This is a genomic window from Leptotrichia trevisanii DSM 22070 (genome assembly GCF_000482505.1).
Taxonomy (GTDB): Bacteria; Fusobacteriota; Fusobacteriia; order Fusobacteriales; family Leptotrichiaceae; genus Leptotrichia; species Leptotrichia trevisanii.
This window is the reverse complement of the sequence record NZ_KI519451.1, coordinates 1-11073: the sequence shown is the minus strand read 5'-3', so window position 1 is coordinate 11073 and position 11073 is coordinate 1. Positions and strand designations below refer to the sequence as shown.

Genomic DNA, 11073 nt, shown 5'->3' with positions numbered 1-11073 from the left:
GGAGGAGATTAACTAGTCCACAGTATCTTAATAATAGTATATTACAAAATCCTTGAAGAGGGATGTAAAAAACTACAAATATATTATACGAGGAGAACAACAATGAGTGAAAGTTTAAGAGATGCTATAGAAAAAGCAATTTGTGAGGAGGAAAATATGGGAACAGCATACAGTGAAGTTATTTCATTAAATGAAAGAATAAAAGAAAGAATAGAGGAACTTAGAAATATAGGAGGATTTGAGGATGAGATAGAGGAAGCGGAAATTGCATTGGAAGATGAAGAAATTACGTGTGATGAACTTAGAATAGTACTTGAGAACTTGGAAGAACTATAAAATAAAAGGAAGTGATAGGAATGAAAATGAGAAAATTAATTTATTGGATACTTGCCTTAATGTCGATTACCTTGAAGCAATTGGATGCGTACAATTATGAAGTTGCAATAAAGATTATATGTGGACTTATAGATTTGATTGTAGTTTTAAGAATATTAAGTTATCTAATGTCAATAGATTGTTTTGAAAAAGAGTATATAATAATAAAAAAAAGTTGTTATCATAGAGATAACAACAAATTATAGAAAATTATAATCAAGTATAGTATACCAGTAATCCTGAATAAAATCAAGGAAAAAATGAAAAAATTATAGAAAGTTATTTGGAGGATAAAACGATGAAAGAAAAAAAAGAAATGAAAAAAGCGAAATCAACAGGGAAAACAAAAAAATGGTATGAAAATTTAAGAAAGATAACAAAAGAGCATCTTGAAGTTGCAAATTCAATTGAAGAATTTAAAGAAAATTTTCTTAAAAATGGATATAATATTAAATTTTCAGAGAAAAATATTACTGTGACTGATAAAGAAAATAAAAGTGTCAGATTAAAAACTTTAGATAAAACTTATACAAATGAATATATTTTTGATTTTTTTGAAAGAAAAAAGAAAACAATAATAAAAAATGAACAAGTGAGTAAAAGAATTGGTAATAAAAAATACCATAAGAATAATTTAATGAGTTTAATTAGTTTACGGAGAGTAAAAAGAGAATTTGGCTCAGCAAGATTTGCAACAAGAAGATTTAAATAATTTAGGGGAGGAATGGTAATGAAAATAATTAGTGTAATTAATCCAAAAGGTGGAGCAGGAAAAACAGTAACAGGAATAAATATTGCTTATGCCTTAAAAAATAAAGGAAAAAAAGTTTTATTGATTGATACAGATCCGAGAGGGGCAATAGCTTCTTATCTTGATATAAGAAACGAAAACACTATTTTTGAAGCATTAAAAGAATGCTATGATAATTTGGGAATGCTAGATAAGGAAAAATATATAAACGAAAAAAATGGAGTGGGTATAATAATCAGCAATATTTATTTTAATCAGATTGATGAATTTTTCAAAAAGGAAGGAGATGAAAGCGGACAGGAGCAACTGAAAATATTTAAGGATTTTTTTGAAAACTTTATTGAATATGACTTTATAGTAATTGATACAGAAGGAACTGTAAATAACACAGTAAGAGGTATTTTAAATGTAACAGACTATGTTTTTGCACCTTCAAAAGTTTCGTTCATAGACACTAACGGGATTAGGGATTTGCTTGAAATGGTAGAAATTGCAAAAATGGATAATCCGAAAATTAAACTTTATAAAATATTTTTTGTGCAAGTAAAGGAAAATACAAAAGTTTTTAAAAAGGCACATATGGAAATGAAGAATATTTTAAAAGAAATGTATTCAGATATTTATGTGAGAGAAGATGCAAATATATTAAATTCTATGGAAAAGCATAAGGATATATTTAGTTTTAAGAAGAGCAGTAATGCAACGATAGATTATAAAAATTTAGTGAATGAATTTTTGTATAATGAAATATATCCGAATGAAAAAAGATAGAAAGGAAGTTATTATGGGAGATATAATGCTAGTAGTTATAGATAAAGAAATTGAAGCTGGGATGGAAATAAGGAAAATAGACGATGATAATCATTATGTAAAAATGGAAAAAGGATATAAAGGCTTTTTTCTTAGAGTAGACGAAATAAAAGGAGTTTATTATGACAATGAGGAAAATAATCTACTTTGTAAATTGAAAGTGAGTTTTATGTGTAATAAATTTTAGTTTTTCTCACGTGTGGGAAAAATAAGAAAAAATATTTTAACATTTAAGGAGAAAAAATAATGAAACTTAGCAATCTTTTTAAAACAAAGGGAAAAACAAATTTAGTAAAACATATAATTAAACCTGATGATGTAGTTGTAAGATATTATGCAATGTATTTTATAAAACAGCTAAAAGAAAGAGGACTAACAGAATTTAATATTAATTTGTTGCATACATTACTAATTTCTTTACATTTAGAATATTACGAAAAATATAAAGAGTTTTTATTTGATACTCCAATTTTAAGAGAAAAAGGTATTTTAAAGCTTTTATCTCTAAGAAATTTTTTAAATAATTTAGATAATGTAAAAAATATTGATGATATAGTAGAAACAGAAAGTTTAGAAATAGATAAAGTTTTAAAAGTAAAAAAAGATTTTATAAAAAGAACTAATATAAAAATACCGCAAGAAGCAAAAATAATGCTAGATGAAAAAATCAATGGTTATATAGGAATCAGCAATGAAAATCTATTTGCGTTAAATGATTTAATAAATGCTCTGTTATCATTACTTATGGATTTAGAAAAAATTCCAGTAATCACTAATGCAACTTTAGAAGAAATGTTCAAAAAGATTGGAAATACTGAAATTAATGTTAGTGAAATAAAAAATGGTAGTCGTGATGAAAAAAGATAAGAAGATTAAATTGGATATTCGCTGTTATGAAACTTTAATAGTTAACGAGAAACAAAAAGAATACATCATAAAAGAAATTAGAAAAAGAAAAAATATCAAAATAACTGGTACAGGAAGGGGTTGAAAAATGGATGATCTTTTTGAAAGATTTGGTTTGCTAGGAGCCGCATTAATGATGTGTATACTTATGTTACTATACTCAATTTTAATGGATTTTTCTCACCAAGAGTCAAAAAGAAAAGAAAAAGAACAACAAGAAATATTAAATTTGTGTAAATCAAATAAAGTTTTAAAAACATACACAGCAGATCATGAAACTGAATTTTATGTGGTACTTGAAAATAATAAAATTTATAAAGTAGATAAGGATAAATTTGGTTATTACATAGTTGGAGAATACTGTAAATAAAAGATTAATTTTTCTCACGTGTGGGAAAATTAAAAGGACAATGAAAAAACCTGCTGGCTAGCGAAAACCAGCAGGCGGAATTTACAAGGAGGAGATTAATAGCCAGTTTTATTTAGTTTTGCTGAACCAGAGATACAAAAGTATAATCAGGACGGCAAAAACTATAAAATCCCTATTAATCATTGACTGCACACCTCCTTTCTAAACAAAAAGATTGGGTGCGATCCCAAAGCATTATATCATAAAAAAATGCCCCAATCAACGATTAAGGCATCTTTTTCGCTTTTTTATCTTTTTGTCCAGAGAGAATGCAGTCAATCTCCCTTGCAATTCCTATTACAAAATTATTATACCATACACATTAAAAAGTTTCAAGAAAAAATCATAGGAGGGATTTATGGACAGGGAAGAACTGTTAAATATAAATAAAAATAGAAAAATGGAAGTTGAAGTTTATCATAGTAATTTTAACTTTGATAAATACGAGATAACTGATGAAAGAATTATAAGGGAAGTAACTCAGAATGAAGAAGATATAAGGCAGATTGGAAAATTTGTTGCAAAAAAAGCACTTGAATTGGGTAGAAAGTTAAAAAGGGTTCAGGAAATTTTATCAAGTCATGGAACAGGAACATTTGTAGCTTGTTTTACTTCATTAGGGCTTGATAAGAATATGGTTTATCGTGAAATTAACAGGTGGGAACAGTTTGAAAAATACAGAAATCCTGCAATTGCGGAAGCAAGTGTTAGGACATTGGAATATATAAAGAAAAACAATGATAAACTTGAAGAGGCAGAGATTGTAGAAATTCTTGGAGATCCAGTTGAAGCGGCTAAAAAGATTAAGGAAATAGAAAAAAAGGTAAGGAAGAAACAGAAATTGACTTTGATAAAAAAATACAGAAACTAAGTGAGAAAATTGAAAAAGCACACAAAAATATTGAAAAATGGGAGATGGAAATTAAGAAATTGAAAGGTAGGAATGATGATTTTGAAGAAGATTGATAAACGTAAAATACATTCAATAAAGATTAATGACAAAAGTTTGATTGTTGATTACTGGGGATGTTATGATGAATATGAGTTGATTTGAAATGGTTTTTCCCACACGTGAGAAAATCAAAATTATTTTAAGGAAGGAAAATGGGATAAGAAAATGAAAGATTTTATGAAAGTTATGGGAAGTCTGATAGATAGGATTTTAGGATATATGTTGGCTATTATGTTTGCAATTTCATTTTTTATTAAAGACATAAGTACAGTTATATTAAGTGGAGTTATATTGATTGGATTTACAATTATATCAATATATGTTGAAAATGTCAGTAGAAGATTAGAAGCATTAAAAGAATTGGAAAAAATTTTAGGAAAAATGGAAGAGGAGGATGTGTTGGATGAAGAAAATTAATATGAATAATGGAGTTTATAATTAGAAAAAAAGAAGTTGTCATGAGTATAATAAAATTTCAAGAAAATAATTTAAAGAATAAAACCAAAGGGAATAAAGATGTTCAAGAAAAAAGGCAACAGGAAATTTTAGATATATGTAGGACAAATAAAGTTATGAAAATATATAGTGAAAATGAAGGCGAGAATTTTTATGTTGTTCTTGAGAATAAAAATATTTATAAAGTTGATGAAGATAAGCTGGGAAATTATACAATTGGCGAATATTGCAAATAAATATAGTTATCAAAAGTGTAGTTTTTCTCACGTGTGAGAAAATTTAAAATTACGTACAAGGATGATGATATATGAATATAATAAATAATACATTAAATAATAAAACACAAATTAAAATTAATGATAAAATAATAGATGTAAATGATATTGAAAAAATCGAAAGAAATCCGTTTTCGCTTAAAATATTTAAGTTAAATATAAAATTAATTACAGGGAAAGTGATTCAGGAAAAATATAAATCACTTAGTGAAATGCACAAAAGTTATGAGAAATTTGTAACGGAAGCTGGATTTGACTTTTCTGGAAAATTAAGAGAAGAAAGAGTGAAATATACAAATGGAAATATATATTTAAAAGATTTGATAATTACTTCTAGTGAGTTAATAGGGATAAGGAGAATTTATGAATTAAAGAAAGGATTAAAATTAATGATGTATCGAGGAGCAAAAGGAATGTATGATACTAAAATAGAACTATTTTTGAGGGGAGGTAATGTTATTACTTTAGAAGTAGAAAATGAAAAGTATGGTGAATATGATTTTGAGCAATTAAAAAGAATTTTTGAATCAAAAAAATGTATAGCAGAATAAAATAAGAACTAAACTAATCGTAATGTATGTTATGGTTAGTTTTTGTAATTATGAGAAGATTAAAAAAGTGAAAGAGAAAAAGAAAGTTTAGATATTTAAAAAATAATTTGGGAGGGATATATGAAAATATATGATATAAGATTGTTGAGAACAACAACAGGGAAGGAGCATATATGTTTTTTTTACAAGACTTTACCTAAAAAAAGAATAAATGAAACAATAGATATTTTTAAGAGAAATGTAGGATTAATAGTAAATAATCAAATAAATGATGTGAAAATAAAGGAATATATAAGTGAAGAGGTATTTATAAAAATTATGAAAATGGAAAAGGTAAGTGATAATAAAATAGGAAAATATAATATGAAATTATATAGAAATAATGAAATATGGATGTATAGAATTGAAAATATTTCGGATATTAACGTAGATTTTAAAGATTGTGATATTTTATTAGATAGAAGTTTTTTTATAAATAATAAAAATATAAAATATGTAATTATAAAAAATAATATGGGGGTATAATCGTGGCAATATTTCATCTTAGAATAAAAAAAAGTAAAAGAGGAAGTAAATATATTTCGCCTACAGCTCATTTGGATTACATAAACAGAGAAGAAAAATATGGTAAAAAAGAGGACTTGCTTTTTAAGGAAGTAAGGAATCTTCCTGAAGAATTTGATAATATTAAAAATTTTTGGAAATGTTCAGAAATTTATGAGAGAAAAAATTCTAATTTGTATAGGGAGCTTGAAATTTCATTACCAAGAGAATTTTTACCTAAAGATAATAAAAAAATAGTGGATGATTTTTGCGAAAATCTTTTTGGAAAAGAATATGTGTATAACTATGCAATACACAATCCAAAAAGTTTTGATGGAGATATGCAGCCACACGTACATATAATGTTCTTTGAAAGAAAAATTGATGGTATTAAAAGAGATAAGGATAAATATTTTAAGAGATATAATTTTAAAAATATAGAAAAAGGTGGATGGGAAAAAGATAAAAAATGGAGAGAAAGAAGTACGTTAAAAAATATAAGGAAAAAGTGGGAAACGTTTTTAAATTTTGAACTTGAAAAAAAAGGAATAGAAAAAGTAAGTGCAAAATCGTTAAAGGATCAGAAAAGAGATGCGGAAAATAATAATGACTATAAGAAAGTTTATGAGCTAGATCGTGAAGCGATAAACATTGATGGAAAGATTTTATATAAAAAGGAACGTGAGTTGAGTGAGAAAGAAAAAGTTAAGAAGAGAATATTTGATAAAATCAGAATTTTAAAAGATGGAACAGATTTAATGAAAAAATTACTGGAAAAATTGAAAAAACTGGAAAAAGATTATGAAAATTTAAAAAGAGATAAAATAGGAGATTTAGAAAATTTGGAAAGGCTGAGGAGGTTAGAAGAGAGTGTAAGAGATATAAAAAAGAAAATGTCAAAAGATAAAATTGAGAATACTGTGTATAACTTGATGACAGATAAAAGGTACTATAAATTTCTGAATGATAACAAAAAAATTGACAAGGAATTAAAAAATACAAAAGATAAAAATAGAATAAAATATTTAAAAATTACAAAAGAGAAGAATTTAAAAAATGAAATTCAGAATAACTGGAAAAAGAAGTATATTTTTGATAAAAGAGTTGAAAATATTAGAGAAAAATATTTAAGGAAAATTGCAAATTTTGAAGATGAAAAAGACACGATATATGAAAATTTAAAAGAGAAAAATATTAAATATAATGATGAAAAAAATGGATTGTATAATATAAATCATTTGCAATTTATTTATGAAAAAGATGGACTGAAAGAGATAAATAAAATTGAAAAAGAACTAAAAAAATTAGTAAAAGAGTTAGATAAAAATGAGGAAATAGTCAGTCAGGAAACTTTAATAAAAGATAAATATTCAAATTATGAATTTTCAAAATTAGAGAAAAATATTGCAGAGAGTAAAATTAAAATAGAAGGATTGCAAAAAGAACTTAACAAAAATTTGTATATAAGTGAACAAAAATATTACTTGGATTGGTTAAAAAGGGAAGTAAAAATAAAGGAAGATTATGAGGCAAGAAAAGAAAATATTGAAATAAAAATTCAAAAAAAATTGCAGGATGAACTTTTAAAAAGTGGCAATTCTAAAATTCAGGAAAGGGAAAAAGTAAAAAAAATTATCAAGAATATAGAAGTTATAAAAGTGCTGGATAAGAAAAAAAGATTATCTGAAAAACGACAAATAAGCATAAAAAAATGGAACAGGAAAAAGAAAAGTAAAAATTCAAATGACATAAATTATAATAAAAATTTAGGAGGTATAAGTGGTGATTTTAGAATGGAAGATATGGAAGTTTTGGATGAGCTGGAAAGATAAAAATTTATGTATTTAAAAATTTTTGTGGTATAATTAAAATAAAGAATGAATGGAAGTGGTTATTATGATAGAAGATCCTAGAAATCCAATACCAGAACCCCAAGATATAATAAAATCTATGATAGGAGTAGTTATACTATTTTATTCAATTTTTAAAATTGCAATAGACTTGACATTAATTTTTTTAATATACAGATTATTTAATCCTTTTGGAAAGATTACTATGGGATTTTTAGTAAAAGGTTGGATTGTATTATACCTAATAAAAACTTTTGTAAAAACTGTTAAGGAGAATAAATATAAATAAATTTAGGGGCAGTAAAAAAGCTGTCCTTTTTTTGTAAAAATAAGTTTTTGAAGGTATAAACATTATTAATTTCTAAGAAATTAAACACGAACGAAGTGAGTTTTTGAGTGTAAACGAAAGCCATTTTTCACAATTTTTTGTGGTGAAAAAATCACGGTAAGTTTCTACGAATTTTTAAATTTGAGAAACTGGTAAGCGTGCTTTCCAAAATTAAAGAAATTTCGGAAAGTTTATGGGGAAAAAATTTTCAAAAAAAGGCTTGACTTTTTGAAAAAAGTGAGGTAATATTAGCACAAGAATAAAAACAGCGTGGAAAATGAGAGCCTAGTTTTAGGAGGTGTATAGGCAGGATATAGAACTTTTCCTTAAACTCATTTTAAAACAAGAATAAAACAAAGCAGTATAAAATTAAATATAGAGAGCCTAAATGCAGAATTATTGGAAAAAACATTTCTGAGATTTTGTACAGGCTCTTTTTTGTTCAAAAACGAGGTGAAAATATGAAATTAGATTTAAATATTAGAAGTCCTTAACTAGAATATTGTGATAAAAAACAAATGTATAAATTTAAATATAGGAGCCTGAGTGCAGAATTATCGGAAAAAATATTTCTGAAATTTTGTACAGGCTCTTTTTTTGTATAAAAGGGGACGATAAATAATGAAAAAAATAAAAGTTAAGAATGTATTATTAAATAAAAATTTTCAATTACTGTGTCTAATGATTTTGTTTTTGACAACAACTGTAATAACTCAGGCAACTACAAGTGGAAATGCAGGAATATTTGCAACGCTTGTAACTTTTCTTACAAATATGAATAATGGACTGAAAATAGTTTTTTCACTTGGGGCTATTGGGTGTATAGGATTTGGAGTATTCAAGATGTTGACTGATCCGAATATGACAGCAATAATAACTCTGTTAATAGGAGTGGCTTTGGCACTTGCACTTATTTTTGGTTCAGAGGATATAGTAAAAGGACTTGGTGGAACTATGATTGATACAGCTCTTTTGGAAGGAGTATAGGCTTGGATTTGAAAAGAATAAGCAGGAAAAGGGATATTTTTAAATTAAGGACTGATGTCAAAAGAGAAAAGACAAGTTTTGAAAAAAGGGCTGAAACTTTGTTTGAACTTGCGGAAACGAATGCAAAGTTAAAAAAGGGATTAGGAACAAGCATAGTTGTTATTCTTGTCTTATGTTTAGTACTGGCATATTTCGCTATAAGAACAAATATAAAGGTATTTCTTGTTCAGGTTGACAAAACAACAGGAGCTCCAATGGAAGTGAATGTATTGACAAAATCCAATGTGAAAGTTGGGGAGAAGGAAACAAAATATTTTATATCAAAATTCATTTTGGATGTAAGAACTCTTCCAAAGGACACGACATATTATGACAATAAATTAAAGGAAAATTCTTTTTTCTTAACACAAAATTCACAAAAAAAATTAGATGCAATGATTCAGGAAACAGGAACAATACAAATGCTTGCAGATAAAATTACAACGAATGTAAATATAGTCTCAGCTAACAAACTTACAAATACTTCAAACACTTATCAAGTCAGATGGAAGGAAAAACAGTTTTCTGAAACAGGAATGGAAATGCAGGATACAAGTTATCTTGGAGTATTTACTGTGGAATATGTAAATGAAAAAAATGAGGAACTGGTTGCTAAAAATCCATTAGGGATAATAATAAAGGATTTTACAATTTCAAGGGAAAATAATTAGAAAAAATGAGGGAGATGTATGACAAAGAACAAGTTAAAAAAATTTAATAGAAAAATATTATCAGTGTTATTTTTGATATTGATGTCGGTTAATATTTTTGCAAATGATGGAAATGCAAAAGACAATATTACGGTAGATGCAGTAAAAAATAGTCAGAAAATATTTGATGATGATGGAATATTAAGCGGAAAAAAGGATGCAATAAAAAAGACAGCCGTTATATTTAATTATGCAGAAAACAGCATATATGAAGTCTATTCCAAGCCAGACTATTTAACGACTTTAAGGCTTGCTCCAAATGAAAAAGTAGTATTTAAGGCTGGTGGAGATACAGAACGTTGGATGATTGAAGAGGCGACAGGTGGAAAAGAAAATAGGACATATATATACATAAAGCCGCTTGAAGAAGATATAAAGACTAACATAAATATAGTTACAGATAAGCACAGTTATTTTATTAATATTGAATCCACAAATGGAGAATATAATCCTTTAGTTGAGTGGCAATATCCAAATGAGAGAAAAATATTAATGGATGAATATGAGGCTAATACGGAAAGTATTGGCACAACGGACTTAATGAAACTGAATTACAGATATTCGTGGAACAAGAACTCAAAACTTTCTCCAGTTCAAGTGTTTGACAACGGAGAAAAGACATTCATAGTATTAAAGTCAAATTTGCAGGAAATGCCAGCTTTTTATGTAAAAGGTTTGGATAACCAATTATCCTTAGTTAATACAAAAATTGAAGGATGTAATGTAATGATTAACAGTGTTGTGAAAGAAATATATATGACGCTTGGAAAAAATACCTTAAAAATATATAACCAGAAAAAATAGAAAGGAGGTGTCTTAATTGATAGATAAAAATGACTATTTTGAAACTTCTGAAGATGATTTTACGGAACAGAAGGAAGAGGAAATATCGCTTGAGGATGAGAGGACAGGAACGATAAAAAATTCAAAGATAAAAATAGAAGAATTTTTTGATAAGAAAAAAGTTGCTATCCTAGTCTGTATAATTTTGGCTTTAATTTTTGTAAGCATATATTTTGCAAATCAGGCTAAAAAGAATGAGAAGCCGAAGGAACAAGAAAAAATGGAATCAATATCAACTGGAACAGGACTGGATATAAAGGATGCAGTAGATACTCAAAATCAAAATGC

General features: G+C 26.5%; 19 protein-coding genes. All 19 read left to right on the top strand.

From position 1 onward, the window contains the following. Nucleotides 1–102: 102 nt before the first annotated feature. Nucleotides 103–336 (top strand): hypothetical protein, encoded by a 234-nt coding sequence (locus tag K324_RS0113885; protein ID WP_026749668.1) that lies wholly within the window; start codon nt 103–105, stop codon nt 334–336. A gap of 20 nt (nt 337–356) precedes the next feature. After that, the gene (locus K324_RS0113880) at nt 357–581 is read left to right on the top strand and encodes a hypothetical protein (protein ID WP_026749667.1); all 225 of its coding nucleotides are present in this window, start codon (nt 357–359) and stop codon (nt 579–581) included. Between the two features lie 92 nt (nt 582–673). Beyond that, on the top strand, nt 674–1087 hold the full coding sequence (locus K324_RS0113875) for a relaxase/mobilization nuclease domain-containing protein (protein ID WP_026749666.1): 414 nt from the start codon (nt 674–676) through the stop codon (nt 1085–1087). Nucleotides 1088–1105: 18 nt separating this feature from the next. Beyond that, nucleotides 1106–1897 carry a ParA family protein gene (locus K324_RS15330; protein ID WP_026749665.1) on the top strand — a complete coding sequence of 264 codons (792 nt, stop codon included), beginning with the start codon at nt 1106–1108 and terminating at the stop codon, nt 1895–1897. Continuing rightward, entirely contained in the window at nt 1884–2123 is a 240-nt protein-coding gene (locus K324_RS0113865; protein WP_036095943.1) for a hypothetical protein, read from the top strand. Before K324_RS15330 ends, K324_RS0113865 begins: the two co-directional genes overlap by 14 nt. A gap of 59 nt (nt 2124–2182) precedes the next feature. Then, nucleotides 2183–2803, top strand: coding sequence for a hypothetical protein (locus K324_RS0113860; RefSeq protein WP_026749663.1), 621 nt, complete (start codon nt 2183–2185; stop codon nt 2801–2803). Continuing rightward, entirely contained in the window at nt 2790–2927 is a 138-nt protein-coding gene (locus tag K324_RS15920) for a hypothetical protein (protein ID WP_155282335.1), read from the top strand. Before K324_RS0113860 ends, K324_RS15920 begins: the two co-directional genes overlap by 14 nt. Before the next feature lie 3 nt (nt 2928–2930). Further along, the gene (locus K324_RS0113850; protein WP_026749662.1) at nt 2931–3212 is read left to right on the top strand and encodes a hypothetical protein; all 282 of its coding nucleotides are present in this window, start codon (nt 2931–2933) and stop codon (nt 3210–3212) included. Between the two features lie 397 nt (nt 3213–3609). Continuing rightward, on the top strand, nt 3610–4122 hold the full coding sequence (locus K324_RS0113845; protein ID WP_026749661.1) for a hypothetical protein: 513 nt from the start codon (nt 3610–3612) through the stop codon (nt 4120–4122). 246 nt (nt 4123–4368) lie between these two features. Beyond that, on the top strand, nt 4369–4620 hold the full coding sequence (locus tag K324_RS0113835) for a hypothetical protein (protein ID WP_026749660.1): 252 nt from the start codon (nt 4369–4371) through the stop codon (nt 4618–4620). Nucleotides 4621–4661: 41 nt separating this feature from the next. Continuing rightward, nucleotides 4662–4895, top strand: a complete 234-nt coding sequence (locus K324_RS0113830) for a hypothetical protein (protein ID WP_156907008.1) — start codon at nt 4662–4664, stop codon at nt 4893–4895. A gap of 71 nt (nt 4896–4966) precedes the next feature. Beyond that, on the top strand, nt 4967–5485 hold the full coding sequence (locus tag K324_RS0113825) for a hypothetical protein (RefSeq protein WP_026749658.1): 519 nt from the start codon (nt 4967–4969) through the stop codon (nt 5483–5485). A gap of 120 nt (nt 5486–5605) precedes the next feature. After that, the gene (locus K324_RS0113820; protein ID WP_026749657.1) at nt 5606–6010 is read left to right on the top strand and encodes a hypothetical protein; all 405 of its coding nucleotides are present in this window, start codon (nt 5606–5608) and stop codon (nt 6008–6010) included. Between the two features lie 2 nt (nt 6011–6012). Beyond that, entirely contained in the window at nt 6013–7860 is a 1848-nt protein-coding gene (locus K324_RS0113815) for a MobA/MobL family protein (protein WP_026749656.1), read from the top strand. Nucleotides 7861–7924: 64 nt separating this feature from the next. Continuing rightward, on the top strand, nt 7925–8167 hold the full coding sequence (locus K324_RS0113810; protein ID WP_026749655.1) for a hypothetical protein: 243 nt from the start codon (nt 7925–7927) through the stop codon (nt 8165–8167). 660 nt (nt 8168–8827) lie between these two features. Further along, the gene (locus tag K324_RS0113805) at nt 8828–9193 is read left to right on the top strand and encodes a hypothetical protein (RefSeq protein WP_026749654.1); all 366 of its coding nucleotides are present in this window, start codon (nt 8828–8830) and stop codon (nt 9191–9193) included. A gap of 2 nt (nt 9194–9195) precedes the next feature. After that, the gene (locus K324_RS0113800) at nt 9196–9903 is read left to right on the top strand and encodes a VirB8 family type IV secretion system protein (protein ID WP_026749653.1); all 708 of its coding nucleotides are present in this window, start codon (nt 9196–9198) and stop codon (nt 9901–9903) included. A gap of 18 nt (nt 9904–9921) precedes the next feature. Next, nucleotides 9922–10746, top strand: coding sequence for a TrbG/VirB9 family P-type conjugative transfer protein (locus K324_RS0113795; protein WP_026749652.1), 825 nt, complete (start codon nt 9922–9924; stop codon nt 10744–10746). Between the two features lie 16 nt (nt 10747–10762). Beyond that, a partial coding sequence (locus K324_RS15065) for a hypothetical protein (protein WP_036095941.1) occupies nt 10763–11073 on the top strand: 311 nt, incomplete at its 3' end.

Excerpts from the sequence above, each read along its gene's own strand:
- K324_RS0113885 (WP_026749668.1), top strand. The coding sequence starts at position 103 with ATGAGTGAAAGTTTAAGAGATGCTATAGAAAAAGCAATTTGTGAGGAG.
- K324_RS0113880 (WP_026749667.1), top strand. The coding sequence starts at position 357 with ATGAAAATGAGAAAATTAATTTATTGGATACTTGCCTTAATGTCGATT.
- K324_RS0113875 (WP_026749666.1), top strand. The coding sequence starts at position 674 with ATGAAAGAAAAAAAAGAAATGAAAAAAGCGAAATCAACAGGGAAAACA.
- K324_RS15330 (WP_026749665.1), top strand. The coding sequence starts at position 1,106 with ATGAAAATAATTAGTGTAATTAATCCAAAAGGTGGAGCAGGAAAAACA.
- K324_RS0113865 (WP_036095943.1), top strand. The coding sequence starts at position 1,884 with ATGAAAAAAGATAGAAAGGAAGTTATTATGGGAGATATAATGCTAGTA.
- K324_RS0113860 (WP_026749663.1), top strand. The coding sequence starts at position 2,183 with ATGAAACTTAGCAATCTTTTTAAAACAAAGGGAAAAACAAATTTAGTA.
- K324_RS15920 (WP_155282335.1), top strand. The coding sequence starts at position 2,790 with ATGAAAAAAGATAAGAAGATTAAATTGGATATTCGCTGTTATGAAACT.
- K324_RS0113850 (WP_026749662.1), top strand. The coding sequence starts at position 2,931 with ATGGATGATCTTTTTGAAAGATTTGGTTTGCTAGGAGCCGCATTAATG.
- K324_RS0113845 (WP_026749661.1), top strand. The coding sequence starts at position 3,610 with ATGGACAGGGAAGAACTGTTAAATATAAATAAAAATAGAAAAATGGAA.
- K324_RS0113835 (WP_026749660.1), top strand. The coding sequence starts at position 4,369 with ATGAAAGATTTTATGAAAGTTATGGGAAGTCTGATAGATAGGATTTTA.
- K324_RS0113830 (WP_156907008.1), top strand. The coding sequence starts at position 4,662 with ATGAGTATAATAAAATTTCAAGAAAATAATTTAAAGAATAAAACCAAA.
- K324_RS0113825 (WP_026749658.1), top strand. The coding sequence starts at position 4,967 with ATGAATATAATAAATAATACATTAAATAATAAAACACAAATTAAAATT.
- K324_RS0113820 (WP_026749657.1), top strand. The coding sequence starts at position 5,606 with ATGAAAATATATGATATAAGATTGTTGAGAACAACAACAGGGAAGGAG.
- K324_RS0113810 (WP_026749655.1), top strand. The coding sequence starts at position 7,925 with ATGATAGAAGATCCTAGAAATCCAATACCAGAACCCCAAGATATAATA.
- K324_RS0113805 (WP_026749654.1), top strand. The coding sequence starts at position 8,828 with ATGAAAAAAATAAAAGTTAAGAATGTATTATTAAATAAAAATTTTCAA.
- K324_RS0113795 (WP_026749652.1), top strand. The coding sequence starts at position 9,922 with ATGACAAAGAACAAGTTAAAAAAATTTAATAGAAAAATATTATCAGTG.